Origin of the sequence: Shewanella litorisediminis, from assembly GCF_016834455.1 — a bacterium.
GTDB classification, from domain to species: Bacteria; Pseudomonadota; Gammaproteobacteria; order Enterobacterales; family Shewanellaceae; genus Shewanella; species Shewanella litorisediminis.
The window spans coordinates 2,005,721-2,032,082 of sequence record NZ_CP069213.1 but is presented as its reverse complement, the minus strand read 5'-3'; the positions used below and the strand labels follow the sequence as shown (position 1 = coordinate 2,032,082).

Genomic DNA, 26,362 nt, shown 5'->3' with positions numbered 1-26,362 from the left:
CGAACGGCCGCTCTTTGCAGGGCGGCCGTTACTTTCAAATGCCCTACTATTTCTTTTTGGGTGCCAGCACCATAATTGCTTGACGACCTTCCATTTTCGGGAAGGATTCGACAACCGCATACTCTTCCAAATCAGCCTTGATACGGTTCATCAGATCCATACCCAGGTTTTGGTGTGCCATTTCGCGACCCCGGAAACGCAGCGTAACTTTCGCTTTGTCACCGTCTTCAAGGAAACGAATCAGGTTGCGTAGTTTTACCTGATAGTCGTTTTCATCAGTTCCAGGACGGAATTTGATTTCCTTAACCTGAACCTGTTTTTGCTTTTTCTTCTGTTCTTTCTGGGCTTTTGCCTTGTCGAACAGGAATTTACCGTAGTCCATGATACGACATACGGGAGGCTCGGCATTGGGGCTGATCTCTACGAGATCAACGCCGGCTTCATCGGCCAACTCCTGAGCTTCACGGATACTGACAATACCGATGGATTCTCCATCCAATCCGGTTAAACGTACCTGTGGAACACCGGTGATTTCATCGTTGATACGGTTTGGGGCCGGCTGACGCCCTGCTTTTTTGATCTTTATGACCTATTCCTCCAACAGTTTTAGACTACGGTGCGAAATTTGTTCTTTTACGCTCGCGACGAAAGCATCGATGGACATCTTGCCCAAGTCTTTACCGTCACGGGTACGCACCGCGATTTCCCTGTTCTCCATTTCCTGGTCACCCACGACCAATAGATAAGGGACACGCCTTAAGGTGTGCTCGCGTATTTTAAAGCCAATTTTCTCATTCCTCAAGTCTTGAGAAGCGCGAATACCTTGTTCTTTGAAGAATTTGACTAATTCTTCAACATAATCAGCTTGTTTGTCGGTGATGTTCATCACGACTGCTTGCACTGGAGCCAGCCATGCGGGGAAGCGTCCTGCATATTCTTCGATGAGAATACCGATAAAACGTTCCAAAGAGCCCAAAATGGCACGGTGGATCATCACCGGGGTCTGACGGGCGTTATCTTCGGCAACGTAAGTGGCACCCAGACGGCCTGGCAAGGCGTAGTCGAGCTGCACAGTACCACACTGCCATGCACGGTCGAGACAGTCGTGCAGGGTGAACTCAATTTTCGGACCGTAGAAGGCACCTTCGCCCGGCAGAATTTCAAAGGCAATGCCGTTGGCGTTCAGGGCTTCAATCAGTGCAGACTCTGCTCTGTCCCACATAGCGTCGTCACCGATACGCTTTTCAGGACGGGTAGACAGCTTCACCACGATGTTTTCGAAACCGAAAGTCGAGTAAGTGTCATACACCATTCTGATACAGGCACTCACCTCTTCCTGCACCTGTTCTTCGGTACAGAAAATGTGGGCATCGTCCTGAGTAAAGCCGCGCACGCGCATCAGACCATGGAGCGAACCGGATGGCTCGTTACGATGGCAGCAACCGAACTCGGCCATACGCAGTGGCAGGTCGCGATAAGACTTGAGGCCCTGGTTGAAGATTTGCACATGGCCGGGGCAGTTCATCGGCTTGATAGCATATTCACGGTTTTCACTGGCAGTGGTGAACATGGCATCGGCATATTTATCCCAGTGGCCAGAGCGTTCCCACAGTACGCGGTCCATCATAAATGGACCTTTTACTTCCTGATAATCGTACTCAGACAGTTTGTGACGGATAAAGGTTTCCAGCTCACGGAAGATACTCCAGCCATCATTATGCCAGAACACCATGCCCGGAGCTTCTTCCTGCATGTGGTACAGGTCAAGCTGCTTGCCAATTTTACGGTGGTCACGCTTGGCGGCTTCTTCAAGACGCGCGAGGTGGGTATTCAGGGCTTTTTTGTCGCCCCAGGCAGTACCGTAAATACGCTGCAACATCTTGTTGTTGGAATCACCGCGCCAGTAGGCACCGGCAACACTCATCAATTTAAAGTGATGGCAAAAACGCATGTTGGGCACGTGTGGGCCACGGCACATGTCGGTGTATTCTTCATGGTGATACAAAGCGGGAGTTGCGTCCCTGGCAATGTTGTCATCGAGAATTGCCATCTTGTAGCTTTCGCCGCGACCTTCAAAGGTATCCCGTGCTTCCTGCCAGCTTACAACGCGTTTCACCACGTCATAATCGGTCTTGGCCAGCTCCAGCATGCGCTTTTCAAGCGCTGCAATGTCTTCGGCGGTCAGCTTGTGCTCGAGATCCACGTCGTAGTAAAAGCCGTTGTCAATCACAGGACCAATGGCCATTTTGGTTTGTGGCCACAGTTGTTTGATTGCATGACCGAGTAAGTGGGCACAGGAGTGACGCAGAATTTCCAGACCTTCTTCATCACGGGCGGTGATGATAGACAGGCTGGCGTCTTCATGGATGAGATCGCAGGCGTCTTTCAGCTCGCCGTTTACACGGCCGGCGATACAGGCTTTTGCAAGACCGGGGCCGATATCGGCAGCAACATCCATAGTGGAGACGGGGTTGGCAAACACACGTTGGCTGCCATCAGGAAGCGTAATTACAGGCATGATATTTCCTTATCCAGTGGTGACCCACACCAAGGGCCACTTGGCATAAATAAAAAGAAACGCGCGGAGGGTAAGACAGTACAGGAGCCTTGAGCCTCATCCAGCGCGGCCAAATAGTGTATGCCATTGAGGTTTTTGATACAAGAAAGCGCCTTTTGCTTTGCCCTGCTAATCTGTCGGGCTACCCTAGTGCCAAATAGTTTGGATGAGACAGAATATGACGGCTTCACACATTGAAATCACGCCACGCTGGGCGCTCGTTACGGGCGCAGCCAAGCGTATAGGTGCGGCCATTGCTTCGAAACTCCACAACGAAGGCTGGAACGTGTTTATCCACTGCCACCATTCCATTGAGGATGCTGAGCGCCTTGCTGATTTTTTATGTCAAAAGCGCGCGAATTCGGCCAAAGTTATCTGCTTCGATCTTGCCCGGACGGATGCCGCTGAGCATATACGAGATCAGATAGCGCAAAGCGGCGTTTCACTCGCGCTACTGGTCAATAATGCGTCACTCTTTGAAAAAGACCCCGCAATTCCCTCGCTCAGTCACGCGCAAACCATTATGGGCGTCAATTGTCTTCAGCCCTATCTGCTTGCAATCGCTCTGGCGCCGCTGTTGGCATCGTCGGGAGGCTCTGTGATAAACCTTTGCGATATCCACGGGGAGCGCCCTCTGCGCCAGCATGGATTATACTCAATATCAAAGGCTGCACTTTCCATGGCGACCTTGTCATTGGCACAGGAGCTGGCACCGGCGGTTCGGGTAAATGGTATCGCACCGGGCGCCATCCTGTGGCCCGAGACTGATGATGCAAAGCCACAAAAGGTGCTTACCGAAATTCCCCTTGCAAGGGCCGGTGCACCTTTGGATATCGCCAACCTGGTTAGCTTTTTGGCACAAGCTGACTATATCAGCGGCCAGATAATTGCTGTTGACGGGGGGCGCAGTGCGACCGGCTATTTGGGAGCTGGCTGATGAAACTCAAGACACAAACCATTTGTTGTCCACATTGCGGACATCATCAACGAATTGAACTGGATGCATCCGGCGGCGATCAGGAGTTTTATGATGACTGCCGGATATGCTGTAACCCCATCCACATGCGGCTGCATGTGGATGATGCCAATCGCAAAATTGAGCTGTGGGTCGACGGCGACGACGAGCAGCTTTACTGACGGGCTGCCAGTACCCGCTCCACGGTATCCACTATGGTTTGTGTCTGACTGTCGATTTCAATATTCAGTTGAGTGCCCGTGACTGCGTCTTTGAGGTTTGTGAGTCTCAGCGTTTCCGGAATGAGGTGCAGCATAAAGCCATCTTCAAACACCTCGCCCACCGTAAGGCTGCAGCCATTTACTGCGACGAAACCTTTGTAGAGAATGTATTTCATCCACCTTTTAGGCACACTTAAACGCAAGTCTCTTTGCTCACCCACCTCCGTCACCCGCGTCACAATCGCCTGACACTGCACATGCCCCGACAGCAAATGGCCACCAATTTCCTTACCGAAGGTGAGCGAACGTTCAATATTGATGTGGCAACCCAGCGCTATCGCACCAAGGTTGGTTAATGAGAGGGTTTCTTCCATTACATCAAAAAAGACCCTATCATCCTCGACTCGGGTAACAGTCAAACAAACGCCATTGTTCGCGACACTTGCCCCCGGGGTGAGCCCTTCTCTTAATTCAGCTGGCAGTCTCACCGCCAGGGTATGCATCCCCTGGCGCTTTTCCAATGCCACCAACTCGCAGGTGGCTTGCACGATACCGGTAAACATTCATTTTTCCTTTAAGGCGTTTTTCTATGCTCAATGTGGGCTTTCAAGCCAAAAAACTCATTCAACTGGCGTTGCCGGTGCTGATTGCACAGGTGACCCAAACCATGATGGGGTTTATCGACACCCTGATGGCGGGCCGTGTAAGCGCCGTCGATATGGCCGCCGTGGCCGTGGGAACCAGCTTGTGGCTGCCGGCCTTGCTGTTTGTGCAGGGGCTCTTGATGGCCTTTACGCCTGTGTTTTCTCAGCTTCATGGTTCTGACGACGAAGCGTCCATTCGTCCCTTGGCATATCAGGCCACTTATATTGCCATAATTGGCGCGCTCGCTGTGATGTTGTTTCTTGGACTTTCGTCAGAAATTCTGACGCGGATGGACCTTGAAACCGATTTGCGGCAGCTCTCTGAAGGATATCTTTTCGGATTTCTTTGGGGCGTACCCGCCTTTGTGGTGTATCAGGTACTCAGGGGTATGAGCGAAGGCATCTCCTATACCTTACCCACCATGGTGATTGGCTTTGTGGGATTGGCAGTGAATATCCCGGCTAACTACATCTTCATCTACGGCCATTTCGGTGTGCCTGCCATGGGCGGTGCAGGTTGCGGTGTAGCCACGGCATTGGTGTTTTGGGCCATGCTGATAGCCATGTTGATTTATATGGCATTTCACAGGAAGTTTGCCCTCATATCACCCTTTAAAGCATTCGAACGGCCGCAGGCAAATACCATGTGGCGCATGACTAAGCTCGGCTTTCCCATCGCCATGGCGCTGTTTTTTGAGGTGAGCCTGTTTGCCATCATCGCCCTGCTGCTGGCGCCTTTAGGGGCGAATGTGGTGGCCGGTCATCAAATAGCGCTCAATTTTTCATCCATTGTGTTTATGCTGCCGCTCTCTATCGGATTGGCGGTGTCTATCCGTATCGGTTACTACCTGGGCCGCGAGAAAAGTGATGTGGCCGCATTGGTGGCAAAAGTCGGGCTTGGCCTGGCATTGTTCCTGGCTTCCATCACGGCGGTTATAACCGTGGTGTTCAGAGTTGAGATCGCGAGACTTTACAATACCGACCCCGATGTAGTGGCGCTTGCTTCCAGTCTGATGCTGATGGCGGCGCTTTACCAATTGTCTGATTCAGTACAGGTAGTTGCCGCTGGTGCCCTACGTGGTTATAAAGATACCCGCAGCGCGTTTTACATTACCCTGGTTTCCTACTGGGCAATTGGTATGACGCTGGGCTATACCCTCGCCTACACCGATTGGTTGGTACCGGCCATGGGGGCTCACGGGTTCTGGACAGGACTTATCGCAGGGCTCACCACGGCCGCAGCACTTTTTGCCATCCGTTTGAGATACATTCAAAAAACTCCGCCAGGTTTTCATTTTGCCCAATAAGCTTCTCATCAAGCCAACTCCTCCCTGAGTTTTCGGGAGGAGTTGCACAGCAAATCACCATTTGAGGCATATAGCGGTTATTTTTGCTTGCAAGTCAGCATCGGGCGCACTTAATATAGCGCTCGTTCGCTGCAATGCGACAATGCACCCGTAGCTCAGTTGGTTAGAGCACTACCTTGACATGGTAGGGGTCGGTGGTTCGAGTCCACTCGGGTGTACCAAAATGCGCTCTTAGCTCAGCTGGTTAGAGCACCACCTTGACATGGTGGGGGTCGGTGGTTCGAGTCCACTAGAGCGCACCATTTCAACCTGCAAATGCAGGTTTTTTTGTGCCTGTCGTTCAGGTTTCTTTTCAAGCCTTACTCACTCTCCCCAAAACTTACCCGCCAGTTGCAGTCTGCAGGCCAGTAATTTGTATTCACATTATAAATTCATGATATTTCTCAAGTGATGCGTGCCTGTGCTTCATGTAGACTATTTGTCATGCGTCAAAGGATGGAGTCTTCATGAGTCAGCGCACACTCAACACCCTGTTCAAACCGTCATCAATTGCCATTATTGGTGCCTCCAATGGCCCAAGGCGCGCCGGCAACGTGGTGATGAAAAATCTGCTCGCGGGCGGGTTTTCAGGGCCCATCATGCCGGTTACCCCAAAATATCAGGCCGTGATGGGAGTACTTGCCTACCCCAGCATCGAAGCGCTGCCGATAAAACCCGACCTTGCTATTATCTGTACCCGGGCAAGCCGTGTACCGGGCATTGTCGAAACGCTGGCGCAATTTGGCTGTAAAGTCGCCATTATCATGGCATCAGGCATGGCAAATGAGATGGACGGCGAAGGACAATCCCTGCTGGCCACAACCCTTGCCAACGCAAAGCGATACGGCATGCGCATTCTTGGCCCCAACAGTCTGGGCATGATGCTGCCAAATCTGGGGCTTAATGCCAGCCTTGCCCATACCACCGCCCAACCCGGGAAAATAGCCTTTGTCAGTCAGTCAGCCGCCGTCTGCACCACAGTGCTGGACTGGGCCAATAACAAGGGCATTGGGTTCTCATCTTTTATTTCGCTGGGTGATGCCACCGACATCGACTTTGACGAGCTGCTGGACTTTCTCGGCCGAGACGGCCGCACCAGCGCTATCATGCTTTACATGGATGCCATTAACGAGAAGCGCCACTTTTTATCCGCTGCCCGGGCGGCGTCCCGCAATAAACCCATACTGGTGATTAAATCCGGTCGCAGCCAGGAAGGTGCCAGGGCGGCAAAACTGCATACCGGTGGTGTCAGCGGCAGTGATGCCGTTTACGAAGCTGCGTTCCGGCGCGCCGGTATGCTGAGGGTGAACGACCTGGTAGAGCTGTTCGCGGCGCTGGAAAGCCTTAATCATGGCAACGACCTCAAGGGAGAGCGACTCGGGATCATCAGTAACGGCGGCGGCCCTGCAGTGCTCGCAGTTGATGAGCTTATCAGCCGGGGCGGCAAGCTGGCCGAACTGTCGCAGGAAACCTGCCGGAAACTCGATGCTGTACTGCCAAAGACCTGGTCGGCCCAAAACCCCATCGATATCATCGGCGATGCCGATGCCAAGCGTTATGTTGATGCACTCAATATCCTGATGGACAGCGACGATGCAGACGCCATTTTGGTACTGCACTCCCCATCGGCCTTGGGCGAAAGTGAGCTGATTGCCGATGCGGTTGCCGATGCCATTAAAAAGCATCCTCACCGCGGTAAGCTGAACATCTTAACCAACTGGAGCGGTGAAAATTCGGCGTACCGCGCCAGGAAGCGTTTCACCAAGGCGGGCGTGGCGACCTATCGCACTCCGGAAGGCGCGGTTGGTGCCTTTATGCACATGGTGGAGTACCGCCGAAATCAAAAGCTGCTCCAGGAAGTCCCCCAGTCCATCACCGATAAGGTTCCCAACGATGCAGGTAAAGCCCGGGAGGTGATCCAACAAGCCCTCGCCAAGGGTAAAACCGTGCTTGAAACCCACGATGCCAGCGCCATTTTAGGTGCCTATGGCCTAAATACCATAGATACCTGGTTTGCCCGGGACGCCGCCGAGGCTACTGATATCGCCGAACGTGTGGGTTATCCGATTGCACTGAAAATCCAGTCGCCGGACATACTGCATAAATCCGATGTGTACGGAGTCACCCTGAACCTCACCAGCGCGGAAGAAATCCACCATGCCGCAACGGCCATGATGCAGCGGGTGCACCAGTCAAACCCGGAAGCAAAAATTGAAGGCTTGATAGTGCAGCGGATGGCGCTCACCGCCGGGGCTCAGGAGTTGCGATTGGCGGTGATAAGCGATCCTGTGTTTGGGCCTGCCATCTGTCTTGGTGAAGGCGGCTCTGAATGGCAACCCACCCGGGATGCCGCCGTTGCCCTGCCCCCACTGAATATGGCGCTGGCGCGCTATATGGTGATTCAGGCACTGAAAACCGGCAAGCTGCGTGACCGACACCTGCCCCAGGGGCTGGATATGCACGCCCTGTGCCTGATGCTGACCCAGCTCAGTCATCTGGTGATTGACTGCCCGCAAATTCAGGCGCTGGATCTCAATCCCGTGCTGGCAGCCGGTGACAAGATTACCCTCCTGGACATTAACTTAAGGCTTGACCCCAACTGTAATGAAAACAGCAATCGTCTCGCTATCATGCCGTACCCCAAGGAGCTTGAGGAACGTGCAGTGCTCAGAAACGGCATTGAAGTGATGCTAAGACCGATTCTGCCGGAAGATGAGCCAAAACACCTCGCCTTTGATAACTCTCTCACTGACGAAGACAGATACAAGCGCTATTTTGGTGCCCGTCAGCGTATGACCCACGAAGAGATGGCAGTACTGACCCAAATCGACTATGCACGGGAGATGGCCTTTATTGCTACCGCCAAGGACGCAAGTGGCGAGGATTACACCCTGGGAGCGGTACGGGCATCGATTGACCCCGACAACACAGAAGCTGAATTTGCCATGGCGGTGAGAAGCGATCATCAGGGGCTCGGCCTTGGCAAACTACTGCTGGAAAAGCTTATCCGTTACTATCAGGCCAATGAAACGCCAGTGCTGACAGGCTTTACCATGATTGAAAACCGCAACATGGCAAACCTTGCCAGAACACTTGGTTTTACGGTGACCTTTGACATGGAAGAGCATCTGATAAAAATGCACATGGATCTTAAGTCAAGCACACTGAACACGGGCGAAGGGGATATTGCACCTGCGACCTGAGGGCTGAGCGCAGAGTTATAAAAAGCGGCCGATAACGGCCGCTAGTCCGCAAGACATACCCGGTTTCGACCACCGCTTTTGGCGAGGTAAAGCGCACTGTCAGCCCGGTCAAAAAACTGTTCCGGGGTTTCATTGGCTTCTGCCATGGCGACCCCAATGGAGACGGTGACCTTACCAAGATCCAGGTTGTCTTTCTTCAGGGTAAGCTTTTTGTTGGCTATCCGTTCACGCAGCTTTTCGGCAATATTCGCCGCATTTTCAGCACTGGCGTCCTTAAGCACTATGACAAACTCTTCGCCGCCGTAGCGGGCAACCAGATCTTCGCCCTTAACGGCTTGTTTCAGATTCTGCGCAACGTACACCAGCACCTTGTCACCTGCATTGTGGCCCCAGGTGTCGTTAAACTGCTTGAAGTGATCAATATCGATAACCAGCAGCGAGCATTTTGGCGTTGAAGGTAAAAATTCCTGTGCCATACGCGCTTCAAAAGCGCGGCGGTTATTGAGCCCGGTTAATTTGTCTGTAAGGGATATCACCGACAATTCGCTTATTTCAGCCCGTAAATGATTCAGCTCCTGATCCATCGACTTGAGGCTTGAGTGGATATCCGCATTCTCATTAATGACCTTGTCCACCTCAACCAACACCCCTTCCACCAATCGATGCAGGGAATCGGGTTCCTGAGGCAGAAGCAGCTGCTTGCCGAAGGTTTCTATGGATTGCTGAAAAGTCTCAGAGCCAGAGGTCAGCATACTGATTTTGCTGAGCAGCCCATTAATAAGCAACTGGGTTTCAAGTTGTACGTTTTCCAGCACTTCAGGGGCATTGTTCTGGATAAAGCTGCTGTAGAGTCCCCGGCAGACTTCTGCTGAAAAGTTTACCTGATTCTCAATCAAGCCGTTGATTGCCCGGACAAGCGCGAGATCTGCCCCCTGATAGTAGGCATACCAGACTGCGTAATTGTCCGGCGTTACTGGAATGCCCAGTGCCGACATTTGTGGCACGGCCTTTCTGAGTATACCGGCGGACTCATCTTTTTCTTTGGGTTTGTGAGCTGCAATTGTCATGGCAAATAATTTATCCTTAAATGCCCCAGGTCTAATGACCAGGAGTTTTGCCTGAGTCTGGGGTTAACGTTTTTGTCGTGTGCTGTTTGCGCTTACGATACAGCAGCAAGCCGACAGCGACTGAAAATATCCAGCTCCTTACGATACACATGGGTGTGGATATTCATCCACCCAAGCAAGCTATCAAACAGATTGTCATGGGATAATTCACCCTGCAAGCTCCTTAAACAGCTTTCATCCAGGTTATTCTCCTGTCTAAAGCCCTCTGACAGCCATAAAAGCCAGGGCACACTGACTTGCTCAATGGGCGCAAACGCATAAGGCGCGCCGTGCAGATACAAGCCCTTTTCACCCAGCGATTCACCATGATCTGAGATATACATGAGCGCAGTGTCAGCCACAGACTCCTTCTGTTTCAGCCGGTTAATGACTTCGGCCATGATATAGTCACTGTAACGAATGGTGTTGTCATAGGTATTCACCAGCGCCTCGTTACTGCAGTTCTGGATGTCACTTCGGGGACAGTCAGGGGTAAAAGCTTTATGGTTTGCCGGGTATCGATGAGAATAGGTCGGTCCGTGGCTTCCCATGATGTGCAACACCAACAGGGTATCCTTTTCAATGGGCCGCTCAAGTATGGAATCGAGGTGGCTCAGCACGATTTGATCCAGGCAGGACTCACCATCACAGAGCGCGGGATCCTCATCCAGCTTCACTGTTTCGTTGGTAACCCTATCGCACACGCTTTTACAACCGCTGTCACTATCAATCCAATGCACTGTCACACCGGCATGATCAAGCACATCGATAACGCTGTCCTGAGCCCTGGCCTTTCTCGCATCGTAATTATCCCTGCCCATGCGGGAGAACATACAGGGCAAGGATTGTGCTGTTGCGGTTCCACATGAAATGGTTGCGCTGAGCACAATGGGATTGTGGGGCTTGGTAAACACGTTGGTTTCTTTTTGATAGCCGTAATACTGGTAGTTCATTGAACGGGCAGTTTCGCCTACCAAGAGAACCGTCAGCAGGGGTTTATGGTTGCTGTCCCGGGTTTGATTGGTGGCATCCGTTCCAAGGGATTGATACGTAAGCGGCGTCTCAATGTAGCGCTGATCCAGGTACCTGGCCGCAGCCCCAACGTAATAGGTGGGCACAATCAGTTGTTTCATATCATCATTATTACGTCCAAAGGCAACATAATCCTGGTAATACACAGCCAGAACGCCGCCGGCTATCGACAACATACCCAGCATGAAACCAAGCTTCAGCAGGATTTCTTTCCACCAGACGCGATATGCAATGTTGGCCCTGGCGATAATGAATGCCGGGACTATCCCAAGCAGTAAAAAACCCATCACAGACTCACCGTTAAGATACATGAGTGCTTCTGCACTGTGGGTCTCAAAGATGTTTTCCATCATGGCACGGTCAAACACGATGCCGTATTTGTACATGCCGTAGACGACCGATGCCGACACTAACGTCAGTATCATAAAAAAGGGTTTGGCGAGGTACTTAACGCTGAAAAACGAGAAGATAAGCGCCAGTAAAGAGGTCAGCAACACGGGGAAACTGGCTACAAACAACCAATCGATATGTGACAGTGTTTTCAGCCCTTCGGCCGCCCTGATATACAGGGGAATATTCAGAATTACTGCGTAATACAGCGCAACAAAAAATGTGAAACGATTCAAACCGATGGACTTCAAACTGACTATCCCCAAATAAAACCCGACCCAGTGGGTCCATTTTAAACGTGGCATTCAGAAGTAAAACAAAAGTCTCGGCCATTAGGACATATGCCCGATAAAAAACCACCGGACTGGCAGCAGTCTCGGTGGTTTCCTTAAGGTGTGAGCCGGATTTGTGCTATTACAACTTAAGCTGCTTCAATAGGTAGGCATACGCCAGGCTATTTAGTTCCGCAGTTTGTTTGTTATCTGCCGCACCGGCATGACCGCCTTCCATGTTTTCGAAGTACAGTACTTCTATTCCCATGTTTTCCATCTTGGCCACCATCTTACGGGCATGCCCCGGGTGAACCCGGTCGTCACGGGTGGAGGTGGTGAAGAATACCTTCGGATAGTCGACGTCTTTCTTGAGGTTATGATAAGGCGAGAAGGTTTTGATATAGTCCCACTCGGCGGCCACATCCGGGTTGCCGTATTCACCCATCCAGCTGGCGCCTGCAAGCAACTTGTTGTAGCGCTTCATATCCAAAAGCGGCACCTGGCAGACCACGGCGTTGTATAGATCTGGCCTGCGGGTAAAGGCGGCGCCCATCAAAAGCCCGCCGTTACTGCCACCCTGAATACCCAGATGCTTTGGCGAGGTGATTTTGCGCTTAATCAGATCTTCAGCGATGGCTTCAAAGTCTTCATAGGCCTTATGGCGATTCTCTTTCAATGCGGCCTGGTGCCAGCCCGGGCCGTATTCACCGCCACCACGAATATTGGCCAGTACATAAACACCACCCTGCTCCAGCCAGTTCTTACCTGTGGTGGCAGAGTAAAAAGGACGCAGTGACACTTCAAAACCGCCATAGCCGTACAGCAGCGTCGGGTTGGTGCCATTAAGCTTGATGTCTTTGGCCATCACGGCAAAGTAAGGCACCTTGGTACCGTCTTTACTGGTGGCAAAATACTGTTTGGCTTCAAATTTTGATGCATCAAACTGCGAAGGCATCGCCTTGAGTGACTCACGCTTGAGACTTTCGGCGTTCACACTGTAAAGCGTCGATGGTTCGAGGAAGCTGGTGTAAGTCACAAAGAGGTCGTCTCTGTCACGACTGCTGTCAAACACGCTGATGCTGCCGTTACTTGGGAAACCGACGTTTTCACCCTGCCACTGGCCCTTGGCATCTTTACGATAGCGCACTAGCTTGCTCTTAACGTCTTCAAGCCAGTTCACCAGCACCGCATTACGGGTAAAGGTCACCTGACTGATGGATGAATTGGCGTCGGGTTTAACAAACAGTGCAAACTCAGGCTTACCGGCCAGCAGCTTGTCGGCCTTGGTGTAAACAATGGCGCCCTGTGGGAAACGGGCATCGCCTTGCTTGAGCTCACTCTTGAGCTCGACAAAAATATCGCCCTTGAAGAAACCTTTCAGTTCCGCATCCTTTGGCAGCGGCAGTTCTACCAGCTTGCCATCCACCAGCGCCTTGAAGCTGGCTTCGTAGAAGGTTTCGGCTTCAGACACCAACTTCAGCGGCGTTTTATCATCCCAAATCACATAGCCGGATGCTGCTACTGACGCCTTATTGCCGGCATAGATTTCTTTGGCTTCTTTAAGATCTGTGCCGCGCTTCCACACTTTGACTTTGCGTGGGTAGCCCGAGTCGGTCCAGGCATCGCCTTCGGCGAAATCTGTGCCCACAAACAGGGTGTTTTCATCAATCCAACTGGTACTGGATTTGGCTTCCGGCAGGAAGAATCCCTGCTTGTCGGCGGGTATAAAGCTTAAGGTAGAAAGGTCAAACTCGCGGATTTCAACCGCATCCGCGCCGCCGCGGGACAGAGACACAAGACAGCGCACATTCTTCGGATACTGGCAGTCCATCCCTTTGAATACCCAGTTTACGCCTTCGGCCTTGCCCAGGGCATCGATGTCGAGCACGGTTTCCCACTTGGGCGCATCTTTTACATACTCAGCCATGGTGGTGCGGCGATAAATGCCGCGGGGGTTGGCTTCGTCTTTCCAGAAGTTATACAGGTGGTCGCCAATACGGTTAGCATAGGGAATACGCGCCTTGTCATTGAGGATATCCAGCGCATTATCCACCAATGCATTGTAGCCAGGCACGGCTTTGAGCTCTTCGAGGGAGCGATCGTTTTGATTCTTTACCCAGGCGAGCGCCTTCTCGCCCTCAACATCTTCGAGCCAAATAAAGGGGTCGTCGCCTTCGGCGGCAACGTTGAAGGCCAGCAAAGAGGCTGCGCCAAGAAGCAGTATCCTTTTGTTCATGATGAGTCCTTGGTTACTAACGTTTTCAAGGACAATAAACTAGCGATTTTCAGCCGCTTGGCAACTTTACCTGTGAATCAAGTGTAAGCGTCTGTTACAAAACCTTTACACGTTGTCATCAGTACGCTGCATCGAAAATCAATGCCTATTCAGACTTTCGGAAATAGACATTCATTTTCTCCAGCATGCCCAACAAGTGTTGTTTGTCCTGCGCGCTGAATGCCGCTGTCAGTTCCCCCGTAAGATGAAGGTGCGCCTCATCGTGGGTACAAAAGTGCGCTTTACCCTGCTTGGTAAGGGCAATAAGCAGCGAACGTCTGTCCTGGGGGTTGGCAATACGGGTTACCAACCCTTCTTTCTCCATGCGATCGATGCGGGAAGTCAGGGTGCCGGTACTGATACTGAGCTTGTGCGCCAAATCGGTCATTCGCATGGGACCGTAGAGTCCGAGCAACTCCAGCGTATGCATGACCGGCAACAGCAATCCACTGCCTTCCACCAGCTGATGCTCCCAGGCGGCCATGCCTTCAAAAAACTCCACCAGAGCACGGTTTAAGTCTTGATTGATGTCCATGTGGTTAAGGCTTCCTTATTGAATAGTGCTGCGCCGAGCCATAAATATCGTGCTTGAGCTCCCCATTATCGAGGTCACATTCAGCCTTGAAATGGCGGCTTTACTTCACAGTCACAGCAATGAACTTCAACTGTCACATGATGCAGTCCCAACTCTTCCTTAAGCCTTTTGACAAAGTACTCGCTGGACTTGGGCTGATGGCTCACCACGCCGAGGATACAGGCACGATGATCGGCGCTGATACGCCACAGGTGCAAATCCGACACACCATGGTCCGGTACACTGGCCACCAGACGAATGACGTTTTTTCTTAACTTTTCGTTATTGTCCGCATCGAGCAGCAATGGCCCTGTGTCTTTCACCAGTCCAATTGCCCAGCGGCCGATAATGATGGCGCCGAGTATACCGATTAACGGGTCAAGCCAACCCAGACCGAAGAACTTACCCGCCAGCAAGGCTCCGATGGCCAGTACCGACGTGAGCGCATCGGCGAGCACATGCAGATAAGCAGCGCGCAGATTATGGTCATGATGCCCGTCATGATGGTGATCATGCCCGTGTTCGTCATGCTCCTGGCGGTGGTTATCATGATGCACATGTTCGTGTTCGTGCTCATGATTGTCTTCGTGATGATGCACATAAGTTTCATGACCATGATGCTCATGGTCGGCATCGTCATGATGATGTCCGTGGTGATGGTGATGATGGTGGTCTTTAAGCAGGAAAGCACTGAGCAGGTTGACCGAAAGACCAATAATCGCCACCAGAATCGCCTCATCGAACGCAATTTGGTGCGGGGAAATCAGTCTGACCGCTGACTCAATCACCATAATTAGCGCGACCAAGCCCAGGGCCACCGCACTGGCGAATCCGCCCAGCACACTCACTTTACCCGTACCAAAGGCAAAAGCGGGATCGTCTTTATGTTTCAGTGCGTACCGGTAGGCAAACAGAGTAATCAGGAAGGCCGCTGCATGGGTGCCCATGTGCCAACCATCTGCCAGCAAGGCCATGGAACCATACACTGTGCCGGCGAGGATCTCAGCCACCATGGTGACCAGCGTCAGTACCAACACTATCCGGGTGCTGCGCTCTCCGGCATCGTTGTGCTTGAAAAAATCGTGACTGTGTTGCCAGTTGGTAACTGAATGAAAAGGTTTGGAATTCATAGGCGGTGCCGTGTTGAATATTTGATGAGTGAACGTTAGCGTGTTTTCAGTGTGAATTAAATTAGTTTGATGATCAAACTATTCGAAGTGTGAATTAACCGTCAATTTCTGTCTTATAAGGGAAAAATAAATTTTTTTCATGGGCTTTAACCCTTTTTGGGACTAGCCTCGTTTACAGGAATACAGCGGGTATCAATCCCGGTGATTTTATGGGGTTCCCCCTTTTAAGGAGTTATTATGCAAAAAGCCTTTTCTGTTAAACATCTGCTACTGACTGGCCTTTTTACTCTGGCGACCCTGTCAGTTGCCCATGCCACCTCTCCGGCTCATCCAGACGGCGTAAATCAAAATATGATCACCGCTCAGCATTTTACCTCTGCCAATTACCAGACACAGGAAACCAGCAAGATGTTTCCTGCTCCCTCGGCCGGGATGGTGCAACACATTCTCACCCTGCCGACGCTTGAAAATGAAGCCAATTACCTGGTTGAAGTTCAGATTGGGCAAACCAAACTGGTTGACTGCAACAAACACAGTCTCAGGGGCGAGCTGCAAACCAAAGATCTCAAAGGATGGGGTTACAACTATTACGAAGTGGCAGAGATTGCTGAAGGTCCCAGTACCATGATGGCTTGCTTTGATAACGCCAAAACCGAAGCCTTTGTCCGGATCCCCGGCGACTTTAAGTTTGCCTATAACAGCAAACTGCCAATGGTGTTTTATATCCCGGAAGGTGCCGAGCTTAAGTACCGCGTATGGCGCGCCGACACGGTATTCAATACATCAGGCAACTAACCCCGGCTCACCGACAACTGCGCAGAGCGTAAGTTTGGTCTTGAATAAGCAACTGATATAAAGCCGCCCTCGGGCGGCTTTATGTTATTCAGATGCCAACCCGGCTACCCTCTGCGACGGCTGGCTCGCGGCACGTCCTAAATAGTTCGGGCTCACGGTGCTTTCCGGCTATACTCGGCAGCAGACAATGCCGTACTGGAGAGTTTTGTTTTTATGTTGTCCGTTGTACTTGTAGAACCGGCCCGCGCCGCAAACGTGGGCGCCGCTGCTCGCGCCATGAAAACCATGGGATTCAAGCAGCTTATTTTGATAGGCAGCCAGCTTCATCTTGAGGAAGAGGCCCGTTGGGTAGCCCACGGCGCCACAGACTTACTCGACAATGCGCTGGTGTTTGACTCATTCGATGCCCTGCGCGCCGAGTTTGATTTGCTTGTTGCCACGACGGCAAGGGAGCGCGGCAGCCCCCGCACCTTTCTTACCCCTGACCAGCTTGCCAACACCCTCGAGCAGTCCGGGGCTCAATCTATGGCATTGGTGTTCGGACGGGAGTCCAGTGGCCTGTCCAACCAGGAGTTATCCCAGTGTGACCTCTTCAGCTACGTCCCCCTGGCAGGTGACTATCCATCATTGAATCTTGGCCAGGCGGTCATGGTATATAGCTACGCCCTGAGTGGCCTTAAGCACACCATTGGCCTGCAGAACAAGGCCGCAGATGAACGTCAAATCCAATCCCTCAAACACAAAGCCAATGAACTCGCGGACCGGCTTGAGTTATCGGAGCAGGATAAACTCCGTCCCTGGTTACAAGACAGTATTGGCCGTTTAGCCGAACGGGATTGTAAGCTGGCGCATCAACTGATAAGTGATATTATGAGCAAAATAACAGGCTGATTTTAATCGGCATTCGTACGAAAAAGGAGTTTTGGATATGCTGTACCTACGCAAAAGCAGTGTGGCTCTAGCCCTGATGCTCACCCTTGGCGCCTGCTCCGGGGGCGGTGGTGATGCTTCTTCCGGCGATACAGGTTCGGGTGGAAACAACGGTGGTAGTTCAGGAGACATCACCTGGGTACAGGGTACCTTTGCCAACGCCGGGATTTATAAAAATTTCTGCGCCAATCCACGCAGCGGCACCAGTGATAAAACCGGCACCGCACTCCATGAAAAAATGTGGCTGCGCTCCTGGACCAATGAGACCTACCTTTGGTACAGCGAGGTACCCGACAATAATCCAAACAACTACGCAACAGTTGCAGACTACTTTAGCCAACTGAAGACCACGCAAAAGACAGCCAGCGGCGCCGATAAAGACAGATTCCATGGTTCCATGTCGACCGAAGAGTGGGAAGCACTGTCCAATTCAGGTGAGTCTTTGGGGTATGGTGTTGAGTTCCAGCTGCTTAAGGCATCCCCTCCCCGTCAGATTGTTGCCGCCTATACCGAGCCGGGGAGTCAGGCTGCCAACGCCGGGATCCTCCGTGGTGCTGAGTTTTTGGAAGCCAATGGCGTGGATGTGGTGTACAGCAATGATGTGGATGCGCTGAACGCCGCGTTTTTCCCCACGGAAAAAGGTAAGGCCTCCACCTTTAAAATTCGTGACGTGAATGGCACCGAGAGAACCGTCTCCCTCACTGCCAACACCGTTACTCAGGTACCGGTGCAGAATGTCAAAACCCTCACCACTCCCTCCGGCAAGGTGGGTTATTTGCAGTTCAACAGTCACATCGCCACCGCCGAAGGCGCTCTCGTGAGTGCGATAGACACCCTCAAAGCACAGGGCGTAACAGATTTGGTACTGGACGTACGCTACAACGGCGGCGGATTGCTCGCCATTGCCAGCCAGCTTGGATACATGATTGCCGGTCCGGGACGCACCTCGAACAAAATATTTGAAAACACCACCTTCAATGACAAACACACCAGTACCAATCCGGTAACTGGCCAGGCGCTGGTTCCCATGCCCTTTATCAATACCGGTGTTGGCTTTTCCTATACCCAGGGTCAAGCGCTGCCTTACCTGGGGCTGGGCCGTGTGTTTGTCTTAACCACTTCAGCTACCTGCTCTGCCTCTGAAGCCATCATCAATGGACTTCGCGGCATTGATCTGGACGTGGTACAGATAGGTAACCGTACCTGCGGTAAACCCTACGGTTTTTATCCAACCGATAACTGCGGCACCACCTATTTCTCTATCCAGTTCCGCGGAGAAAATCACAAAGGCTTTGGTGACTATGCTGACGGCTTTGAGCCCAGAAACGCGCCGGTACTGAGTGGTGAGCCGGTAAATGGCTGTAACCTGGCTGACGATTTCACCCATCAACTTGGCGATCCCGCTGAGGCCATGTTGGCTGCGGCGCTCCAATACCGCATCGATGGCAGCTGTCCTTCTGCTGCTGTGGCCCAGTTTGCACCGCCAAGGGGCACACAAGAGTCTGTCGAGGGCGATGCCCTGTCGGATGAACGCCAGCAAACCCTGTTCCGTAACAACCGGGTGTTGACACTGCCTCAGGGCAATAGCCAGTAAAGCGTTTTCATAAATACCCACTGACAGAAGGCAGGGAAACCTGCCTTTTTTATTTCAAAGTGATTGTGAGTGCCACTTACCGGGGTCCTGATATCGCTTTTATCCGGCACGCCATATGCGTCGTTAAAAGTACTTGGCGAAATTGTGCCTGCCGCGCCCGCGTAAGCTTGACCCAATATGTTGCCGGGTGCGTATAGTTAAACAGCACACAGCTGTCAGTGCTCTTTATCTAATCCTTTTCAATTGAGGCAGTTTTACGTGGCCGGTTTAACGAGATTGCATCAAAAAGTCGCAAGATTGTCGACAATGTACTTGCCCATCGTCCTTATCCTTGGGCTCGTCCTTTGCATTGGGCTGCAAGGGTGCTCTCCCACAGGCGCCGACGCCCTGTGGGAAGATTATGAAAAGCGCCTGGTGAGAGTGCTGGGTGATGGTTCATCAAGCGAAACAACGTTGGCAGCCACGCCTATCCCCCGATTTCCTCAGCCCCAAAAGCGCGATCTACAGCAAGGCGGCTCAATTGGTTTGCTGGAGCTTGGCCGACTTGGACACTGCCGCCTCGGCAGCCTCATTGCAAACCACAACAGTAGCCTTGGCAAGGTTGCAGAGCCCGCGACCCGGTTTTTATATCAGCTTGAATTTATTCAGGCCGCCCCGGCATGTTTAGACACATTACAAGGTGAAGAAGAGCTGAGCTCAACACTGAGTAAGGAGCTTGAACGCAAAAAAGCCGCTGCTATTGATAGCTTTATCTGGTTTTTGGAAAACGATGATGACATAAGGCAAGGTCTCTTTGTAAAGCGTATGGGCCTTGCGCCCAAAAGCGGTAATGCTGGCCTTTCTGATACACAGCAGCAACTGCGCACCTTGCTGGCACTTCGCCAGGCCATAGAGACAAACGATGTTGAACGTATTGACGTCACAGCCTTTAAGCATGCTATCCAGTCCCTCAGCAACAACGACTTTTTAGCCCGTTACATGGCAGGCATGGACGCTCATTTAAGAGCCCTTAACAAACTCAATCAACGCCTTGATGGTCACAGCATGATGCGGTGCACACCAGGTCATAACCACGCAAGCCAGGAAATTCTCCTCAATATTCTGACGAAATACTTTATTGGCAACATTCAACCCTATCTGGGCGTGTACAGTGAGAGCCAGTTTGAACTGTCCGCCTTGATGTCGGCCCTGTTTGAGGGCAGCGCCTGGCAAGCACAGGTGGAATATTACTTCAGCGACGCCGGCATTGCGGCAGAAATAAAAGCGGCCGTGAGAGAGCATATCCTTATATGGCAAAGGCTTCAGCAAAGCTGCCGACTGGAAATCAAGCCCGGCACCGCGGGCAGAAGGCCAGGCTGACGGGCAAAAACTCAGGCCTGATACCTACCCAGATGCGAAACGCCAACCTGTGGATGCTTGCCACTGTGGGCTCAGGGCTTACGCGCCAGATACTGATGAATGAGCTGCGTGAGCTTGTTATGAAATCGCTCTTCAAATGACTCGATATCCTCGCCAAAAAGCATCAAATACTTACTGGCCTGCTCACGGGTAAGCTGCTTGGCCCCCAAAAAGTAGCTCATTTCGGCAAGGCGCTTGTCGTAGCGGGGTTCCAGTTGCCAGCGGCAGATCCCGGGCGACAGCTGCTGCATGGCCTTTTGTGCCAGACCACAAAAGGCCTCTACGTGGCTGGCACCATCTGGTCCAAGACAGCCAGGTTCAAGGCGATGTTGAATAAGCAACATGGCAGTCGAGTCTTGCATAGGTTCATCCCCACCTATTGTGATTACCTGAGTATAGACTGCGGCGAAAAGCCGTCCTTTCACTCAATCGTCATACTTAGTACACACAAACGTCATTTAATACTACTACCTTGTCGTTTCGAATTACGCCAACATTACAATGTCTTATCGGAGCGCACATGAGCAAGGCTACCCATAATCCTAACTGTTTTAACCAGAGCAACAATACCCCATTTGCCGAGGTGTTGGACCGTCATCTTTCTCGCCGCAACTTTGTAAAAAGCGGCTTGGGCCTTGGCGCCATGACCGCCTTTGCGGGTTTGGGCCTGGCTGGCTGCGGCAGTGATTCATCTCCCGTTACCGGGCCTGTCACCCCGCCTACCCCCGTACCACCACCGACCCAGTCAGAAATCACCCTGGGGTTTAACTCCATTCCCGGTTCACTGACCGATGGTGTGTCAATTCCGCAAGGTTATCGCGCTCAGGTACTGGCGCCCTGGGGGACACCACTTAACGACAAGGCCGCCCCCTGGAAAGACGATGGCAGCAACACCTCTGACGATCAGGCCAATGCCGTGGGCCAAAACCACGACGGTATGCATTTCTTCCCGCTGAATGACGCCGCCGATGATGGTTTGCTGTGTGTCAACCATGAATACATTGAGCCTGATGCCCTGCATCCCACCGGCCCCACTGTGGACCCTGTCACCGGTCTTCGCACCATCGTTGATGAGGTACGCAAAGAAATCAACGCCCATGGCGTTACCGTAGTGCGCATCAAACGCACCAACGGCGTGTGGGAAGTGATTAAAAACGATCCCCATAACCGCCGTTTCACCGGCGCTACAACCTTCGATATGACGGGACCCGTGGCTTACAGCGATCACCTGATCACCGCATTCTCGCCCGATGGCAGCCAGGCCCGTGGCACCCTGAACAACTGCGGTAACGGTTCAACGCCATGGGGCACCTACCTGACCTGCGAAGAGAACTGGCCAGAATATTTCGTCAACAAAGGTGAAATGTCTGCCGCCAACGCCCGCATCGGTGTTGCGACCAAAGACACCCGCTATGGATGGAACCATTTTGCCGGCCACGACGAAGAGCGAGCTGACGAATTTAGCCGCTTCGACATTACTCCCAGCGGCATCAGCGCCCTTTATGACTACCGCAACGAGGCCAATGGACATGGCTATATCGTAGAAATCGACCCATACAGCCCCACTCAGCGCGGCGTTAAGCGCACTGCCCTGGGCCGCTTCCGCCACGAAGGCTGCACCTTCGGTAAACTCGAAGAAGGTAAGCCAGTGGTATTTTACTCAGGCCATGATTCCCGCTTTGAGTATCTCTACAAGTATGTGTCGGATGCACTTTGGTCTGAGGCCGATGCCAACAGCAGCAACCGCATCGCTACCGGCGACAAGTACATGAACAACGGCACGCTTTATGTGGCACGTTTCGATGAAGAAGGCCAGGGAGAATGGCTTGCGCTGGTGCCTGACACCGTGACCACAGACGGTAAAACCCTGGGCGAGCATTTGGGTTCCCTGGCAGACATTATCGTCAATACCGCAGGCGCGGCAGATCTGGTGGGCGCGACCCCCATGGATCGCCCGGAGTGGTGCGCTGTGGACCCCTTCACCGGCAGTGTGTACCTGACACTGACCAACAACACCCGACGCACCGAAGCCAATCCGGCTAACCCACGCCTTAAAAACAGCTTTGGTCACATTATCCGCTGGAATGAAGGCGACACCGACACGGAGTTCAGCTGGGATATCTTTGTGTTTGGTTCACCTGCCAACGGCGACAGCGAAACCAACCTCAGTGGCCTGACCGATGAAAACCAGTTCGCGAGCCCTGACGGCTTGGCATTTGACCCCCGTGGCATCATGTGGGTACAAACCGACAACGGCGCCAAGGAGGTGACTGAGCACACCAACGACCAGATGCTGGCCGTGGTGCCCTCCAGATTGCTCGACGCCGACGGTAACCAAAAGCCGCTTCGTGCCGACAATCAAATGGAACTACGCCGCTTCTTTGTTGGCCCGAACGACTGTGAGGTTACCGGTGTTGCCTTCAGCCCTGATTATCAAAGCCTGTTTGCCAATATCCAGCACCCCGGCAACTGGCCATACAGCGATGATGCCACTGAGGTCACACCTGCCGGCATGAGCATCAGACCCAGAGCGGCCACAGTGGTGATTTCCAAGCTGGATGGCACCGAAGTAGGTGTGTAAGCATCTATTGATGCTCTTTGCAGGCAGCATAGAGAGTCAGAGATAAAAAAACACCGGCATGGGCCGGTGTTATTATTTGGGTTTTGCCATCTTGTGAAGTCTATAAGACAGCTGTATGTTTTTTATATGGTTTCGTAGCGTAGCTCAGTCCGGTAGAGCACTGCCTTCGGGAGGCAGGGGTCGCAAGTTCGAATCTTGTCGCTCCGACCAACTCACTTGCAAAGCTTACACAGAACCCCATCAGCCAGAAATGGGTGCCTGCCCTTCGTTGAACCGGGCAATCAGGCGATGGCGTTCATCGAGGCAAGCGCCGGGCCTGCGGTTACGTCCAAGCAGGGTCGACTCCACAAATAAATCAAACCAGGTGGCAAGCTGCGCACTATTATGGCTTTCGCCCATCGCCCCAAGCACCATAGCGGCGACTTCTGCAGTGCCAAACTGAAAATCCCTCTGCCCTTTACGCAGGGCATATCTGGCCAATTCGCCGGCATCAAATGACAGCAGCGGCAAGCCCGCCAGATAGGGGCTCTTTCGGAACATCTTCACCGCCTCTCGCCAGCAACCATCCAGCATAATAAACAGCGGGCGTTTGCCGGCCAACATCTCTTCGCTGATGGCTTGATGAACGACTTGCTCAGGCGCGGCATACTCGCCGGGAAATACCACAAAGGGCATAAAATCGGGATGCTTTATCAGGGCAAGCATCTGCTCATCAACCTCGGTACGTCGCCATAAAAAAGCCCAGGTATCCGGGACCAAATCCGCTATCAAGCGTCCGCTGTTGGTGGGTTTGAGTACTTCATCGTCGTACATCAGCAACATAAAGGCTGCCTTGGTAGACAGCTGTGAGCGATATTCACAGGTGCAAAACTGTTTGCCCAGCAAACATAGTTCACATCTCAGTAAATTCTTACCTCTTGCGGTGAATGGTTTTGATGATATGGACTTGCGGTACTGATACAACCTGTGTACCGAATGTTCCTTTTTATCCTGGACCATGATGAATGGCACTCCGAAACTGGCAAGGGTAAATAGTCAATCTTCCGGCTCGTGTCGCCGGGGCGAAGCATAATACGTGAATTCGCACCAATTTGCGCCGGTATTTGAGTACTCCCCCTCGGGACAGGCATAAAAACGCCGACTGTGTTGCCGGCCTCTTATATGTGAGAAACGATAAGCTTACAGGATGCGGCGAAGCAAAATGTCAGCTTTTAGCCTGCGGATCCGGTTCATGATTTTTTTCACCGGCACGGGGTAATGATGCAGAGTATCGACCTGGCTGTAGTGATACAGCCTTTGAGTGTGCCTCATAATAAAGGCTTGCTCTTCGGCAAAACTTTGCTGCCACACACCGGTTTCATCCTGTACCAGCAGGCCGTTTTCCAAATCCAGTGCCCAGGCCCGAGGATTCAGGTTGGAACCTGTGATCAGATGACGGCAGTTATCGGCACTTATCCCCTTCAGGTGGTAACTGTTATTGTCGTGTTTCCACAGATGAATGTTCAAAAGCCCTGCGTCTATGGCCCACTGCTGGCGTTTTGCGAACTTGCGCAGTGACTGCTCATACAGGTAGGGCAGCGCCCCTATTGTGTTGAACTCTTTTTCCGGTGGAATAAAAAAGTCGTTGGCAGTCTTATCACCCACCACGATATCGATTTTAACGCCGTTTCTGAGCTGCTTAACCAGTGCGCGCACCAACACCCGTGGCGGATTGAAGTAAGGCGTGCAGATAAAGAGTTCTGCGCGGGCACTTTCGACCAGCGAAATCACCGCCTTGTTCAGGGCATTGTGTTTACTGCCAAGCCCAACGAGGGGGGTTACCCTGTTACCGCGGGTGACGCCCTCAAACTGATATTGGGCTTCACACAGCCTTTGCTTGAAGGTGCGTACATCGACCTTGTGAGGCAACACTTCTTCTTCGGCGGCCTGAGTCAGTAGGCTGACGGCCGGATCCGCAAGCAGATAGCTGTCAATCATCGTCCGCATGGTAAGGGCAAGAGAAGGGTTTTCAATCAGGTGATAGCGGTCGAAACGATACTTATCGGCTTGATGCAGATAAACATTGTTGAGGCTGGCGCCGCTGTATATCACTGCATCATCGATAATAAAGCCCTTGAGGTGCAATACACCCATAAATTCCTTGGCTTTTACCGGCACGCCATAGATACCGAATGCACCGGGATGATTCTCCATCACACGGCGATACATCAGGTAATTGCCGCTGTCACCCTTATGGCCTATAAGACCTCGACGGGCACGGTGGAAATCCACCAACACCTTGACATCCAGCGCCGGGTTAGCCGCTTTGGCAGCAAGCAAAGCGTCCATGACTTCCCTGCCCGCTTCGTCGTCTTCAAGATAGAGCGCTGCGATATAAATGGCCTGTTTCGCCGATGCGATGCGCTCGAGCAGACAAGATTTGAAGTCCTGCGGGGTAAGCAGCCACTTGAGCTGCTCAGGTTGAAGGGCAATGCCTTGCAGCTTTTCAACCAAGATCTGTCTCCTTAGAAGTGCCGGCCATCACGGTAATACCCCCGCTTGTCCAACCCAATAAAAATCACGGCAACACTCAAATGGGTTTCTGCCATCAGGTGTTCACGAATACAGGCTTCCATTTCATCCTGTGTTGACTCATTCCGTTGAAACCACAAAACCTCCACAATTACCAGTGGTTGGCATGCCTCTCCCTGTTGGAAAAATTGGCTGGGGATCCACTCCAGGGTGTAACTGGAGACATCTGTAGCGGTTATTGCGGCCAATCTTGCCGGCAAATCACGGCTCAACCGGGCCACCGCGTCAGACTCAAGGCCGCGAACTCTGAGATGAGGCATAGGGGGTCCTTTGTCAATCAAGGGCTAGAAATTACCGATAAGCGTCCTTTGGGGCAAGCATTTTTGCCATCATAGCGGCGCGTAACGGAAATTCCGACCAACTTTTGTCCAATAGGTGACAGACCCCGTGCTTGGGCCCCACTTCTGTTACGCCAGCAAGCGGCTTTTGTTATAGTGAAGGCATCCTTGCTGCCGGTGGAATAACCATGAATCGCCCTAACCTGCAAATATTGCTCACAGTCCTCCTCGCTCTGGTTGGCGCCTTCGTCCTGTTTCACTACAAATTCGCCCTCGGCATTTTGGTCTTGCCACTGTTTATTGCCCTGGTGCTCTTTGTTACCCTGCGATTTTATCGTTTAATGGAAAAAGACGATCCCCGGGATCCCAGATAGGTGACTGCATTAACGAGCCGTAAGTTACCCGGGCAATCAAATCTGTTTGCCATCTGGCGCTGAAAGGCTAATGCAGTGTTCCCAGAACTTAAGACACGGTCACCGCAAGGCAAGAAATTGAGCCATTCAACCGCAG

At 52.3% G+C, this 26,362-nt stretch carries 22 protein-coding genes and 3 tRNA genes; 13 read left to right on the top strand and 12 right to left on the bottom strand.

Going from position 1 to position 26,362, the window contains the following annotated elements:
- Window positions 1-46 precede the first annotated feature (46 nt).
- Both infC and thrS read right to left on the bottom strand, forming a co-directional pair.
- Complete coding sequence (gene infC, locus JQC75_RS08820; RefSeq protein ID WP_041409771.1) at window positions 47-586, bottom strand: translation initiation factor IF-3; 540 nt, start codon at window positions 584-586, stop codon at window positions 47-49.
- A 3-nt stretch (window positions 587-589) separates the two neighbouring features.
- Window positions 590-2,518 carry a threonine--tRNA ligase gene (gene thrS, locus JQC75_RS08815; RefSeq protein WP_203327010.1) on the bottom strand — a complete coding sequence of 643 codons (1,929 nt, stop codon included), beginning with the start codon at window positions 2,516-2,518 and terminating at the stop codon, window positions 590-592.
- Window positions 2,519-2,735: 217 nt separating this feature from the next.
- On the opposite strand from thrS, the gene JQC75_RS08810 reads away from it, so the two are divergent.
- Together JQC75_RS08810 and JQC75_RS08805 are read left to right on the top strand one after the other, a co-directional pair.
- A complete protein-coding gene (locus JQC75_RS08810) occupies window positions 2,736-3,494 on the top strand; it encodes an SDR family oxidoreductase (protein ID WP_203327009.1) in 759 nt (252 codons plus the stop codon).
- Entirely contained in the window at window positions 3,494-3,694 is a 201-nt protein-coding gene (locus JQC75_RS08805; protein ID WP_203327008.1) for a CPXCG motif-containing cysteine-rich protein, read from the top strand. Before JQC75_RS08810 ends, JQC75_RS08805 begins: the two co-directional genes overlap by 1 nt.
- Here the strand turns inward: JQC75_RS08805 and JQC75_RS08800 are convergent.
- The gene (locus JQC75_RS08800; RefSeq protein ID WP_203327007.1) at window positions 3,688-4,296 is read right to left on the bottom strand and encodes a riboflavin synthase subunit alpha; all 609 of its coding nucleotides are present in this window, start codon (window positions 4,294-4,296) and stop codon (window positions 3,688-3,690) included. The genes JQC75_RS08805 and JQC75_RS08800 overlap by 7 nt on opposite strands.
- A 26-nt stretch (window positions 4,297-4,322) precedes the next feature.
- Here JQC75_RS08800 and JQC75_RS08795 point away from each other — a divergent pair, with 26 nt between their 5' ends.
- From JQC75_RS08795 to JQC75_RS08780, 4 genes are all read left to right on the top strand, one after another.
- Window positions 4,323-5,684 carry an MATE family efflux transporter gene (locus JQC75_RS08795; RefSeq protein ID WP_203327006.1) on the top strand — a complete coding sequence of 454 codons (1,362 nt, stop codon included), beginning with the start codon at window positions 4,323-4,325 and terminating at the stop codon, window positions 5,682-5,684.
- A gap of 144 nt (window positions 5,685-5,828) precedes the next feature.
- Window positions 5,829-5,905: transfer RNA gene (locus tag JQC75_RS08790), tRNA-Val, on the top strand.
- Between the two features lie 4 nt (window positions 5,906-5,909).
- A tRNA-Val gene (locus JQC75_RS08785) sits at window positions 5,910-5,986 on the top strand.
- 204 nt (window positions 5,987-6,190) lie between these two features.
- Window positions 6,191-8,926, top strand: coding sequence for an acetate--CoA ligase family protein (locus tag JQC75_RS08780; protein ID WP_203327005.1), 2,736 nt, complete (start codon window positions 6,191-6,193; stop codon window positions 8,924-8,926).
- A gap of 41 nt (window positions 8,927-8,967) precedes the next feature.
- Here JQC75_RS08780 and JQC75_RS08775 read toward each other — a convergent pair whose 3' ends face one another.
- The 5 genes from JQC75_RS08775 to JQC75_RS08755 all read right to left on the bottom strand — a co-directional run bounded on the left by JQC75_RS08775 (window position 8,968) and on the right by JQC75_RS08755 (window position 15,705).
- On the bottom strand, window positions 8,968-9,993 hold the full coding sequence (locus JQC75_RS08775; protein WP_203327004.1) for a GGDEF domain-containing protein: 1,026 nt from the start codon (window positions 9,991-9,993) through the stop codon (window positions 8,968-8,970).
- A gap of 92 nt (window positions 9,994-10,085) precedes the next feature.
- Window positions 10,086-11,759: a phosphoethanolamine transferase gene (locus tag JQC75_RS08770; RefSeq protein ID WP_203327003.1), complete on the bottom strand. Its 1,674-nt coding sequence runs from the start codon at window positions 11,757-11,759 to the stop codon at window positions 10,086-10,088.
- 109 nt (window positions 11,760-11,868) lie between these two features.
- The gene (locus JQC75_RS08765; protein WP_203327002.1) at window positions 11,869-13,962 is read right to left on the bottom strand and encodes a prolyl oligopeptidase family serine peptidase; all 2,094 of its coding nucleotides are present in this window, start codon (window positions 13,960-13,962) and stop codon (window positions 11,869-11,871) included.
- 145 nt (window positions 13,963-14,107) lie between these two features.
- Window positions 14,108-14,536 carry a MarR family winged helix-turn-helix transcriptional regulator gene (locus tag JQC75_RS08760; RefSeq protein WP_203327001.1) on the bottom strand — a complete coding sequence of 143 codons (429 nt, stop codon included), beginning with the start codon at window positions 14,534-14,536 and terminating at the stop codon, window positions 14,108-14,110.
- A gap of 80 nt (window positions 14,537-14,616) precedes the next feature.
- The gene (locus JQC75_RS08755) at window positions 14,617-15,705 is read right to left on the bottom strand and encodes a cation diffusion facilitator family transporter (protein WP_203327000.1); all 1,089 of its coding nucleotides are present in this window, start codon (window positions 15,703-15,705) and stop codon (window positions 14,617-14,619) included.
- Between the two features lie 237 nt (window positions 15,706-15,942).
- On the opposite strand from JQC75_RS08755, the gene eco reads away from it, so the two are divergent.
- From eco to JQC75_RS08735, 4 genes are all read left to right on the top strand, one after another.
- On the top strand, window positions 15,943-16,500 hold the full coding sequence (eco, locus tag JQC75_RS08750; RefSeq protein ID WP_203326999.1) for a serine protease inhibitor ecotin: 558 nt from the start codon (window positions 15,943-15,945) through the stop codon (window positions 16,498-16,500).
- Between the two features lie 213 nt (window positions 16,501-16,713).
- On the top strand, window positions 16,714-17,391 hold the full coding sequence (locus JQC75_RS08745) for a tRNA/rRNA methyltransferase (protein ID WP_203326998.1): 678 nt from the start codon (window positions 16,714-16,716) through the stop codon (window positions 17,389-17,391).
- A 37-nt stretch (window positions 17,392-17,428) separates the two neighbouring features.
- On the top strand, window positions 17,429-19,024 hold the full coding sequence (locus tag JQC75_RS08740) for a S41 family peptidase (RefSeq protein WP_203326997.1): 1,596 nt from the start codon (window positions 17,429-17,431) through the stop codon (window positions 19,022-19,024).
- 306 nt (window positions 19,025-19,330) lie between these two features.
- On the top strand, window positions 19,331-20,383 hold the full coding sequence (locus JQC75_RS08735) for a DUF3080 family protein (protein WP_203326996.1): 1,053 nt from the start codon (window positions 19,331-19,333) through the stop codon (window positions 20,381-20,383).
- Between the two features lie 71 nt (window positions 20,384-20,454).
- On the opposite strand, the gene JQC75_RS08730 is transcribed toward JQC75_RS08735, so the two are convergent.
- On the bottom strand, window positions 20,455-20,784 hold the full coding sequence (locus JQC75_RS08730) for a hypothetical protein (protein ID WP_203326995.1): 330 nt from the start codon (window positions 20,782-20,784) through the stop codon (window positions 20,455-20,457).
- Between the two features lie 158 nt (window positions 20,785-20,942).
- On the opposite strand from JQC75_RS08730, the gene JQC75_RS08725 reads away from it, so the two are divergent.
- Window positions 20,943-23,003 carry a PhoX family protein gene (locus JQC75_RS08725; RefSeq protein WP_203326994.1) on the top strand — a complete coding sequence of 687 codons (2,061 nt, stop codon included), beginning with the start codon at window positions 20,943-20,945 and terminating at the stop codon, window positions 23,001-23,003.
- 133 nt (window positions 23,004-23,136) lie between these two features.
- Window positions 23,137-23,213: transfer RNA gene (locus JQC75_RS08720), tRNA-Pro, on the top strand.
- Between the two features lie 30 nt (window positions 23,214-23,243).
- On the opposite strand, the gene JQC75_RS08715 is transcribed toward JQC75_RS08720, so the two are convergent.
- From JQC75_RS08715 to JQC75_RS08705, 3 genes are all read right to left on the bottom strand, one after another.
- On the bottom strand, window positions 23,244-24,002 hold the full coding sequence (locus tag JQC75_RS08715; RefSeq protein ID WP_203326993.1) for a tRNA-uridine aminocarboxypropyltransferase: 759 nt from the start codon (window positions 24,000-24,002) through the stop codon (window positions 23,244-23,246).
- A gap of 180 nt (window positions 24,003-24,182) precedes the next feature.
- Complete coding sequence (gene pssA, locus JQC75_RS08710; RefSeq protein WP_203326992.1) at window positions 24,183-25,496, bottom strand: CDP-diacylglycerol--serine O-phosphatidyltransferase; 1,314 nt, start codon at window positions 25,494-25,496, stop codon at window positions 24,183-24,185.
- Between the two features lie 11 nt (window positions 25,497-25,507).
- Window positions 25,508-25,834 (bottom strand): DUF1904 domain-containing protein, encoded by a 327-nt coding sequence (locus JQC75_RS08705; RefSeq protein WP_203326991.1) that lies wholly within the window; start codon window positions 25,832-25,834, stop codon window positions 25,508-25,510.
- A gap of 206 nt (window positions 25,835-26,040) precedes the next feature.
- Here JQC75_RS08705 and JQC75_RS08700 point away from each other — a divergent pair, with 206 nt between their 5' ends.
- On the top strand, window positions 26,041-26,226 hold the full coding sequence (locus tag JQC75_RS08700) for a hypothetical protein (RefSeq protein WP_203326990.1): 186 nt from the start codon (window positions 26,041-26,043) through the stop codon (window positions 26,224-26,226).
- Window positions 26,227-26,362 lie beyond the last annotated feature (136 nt).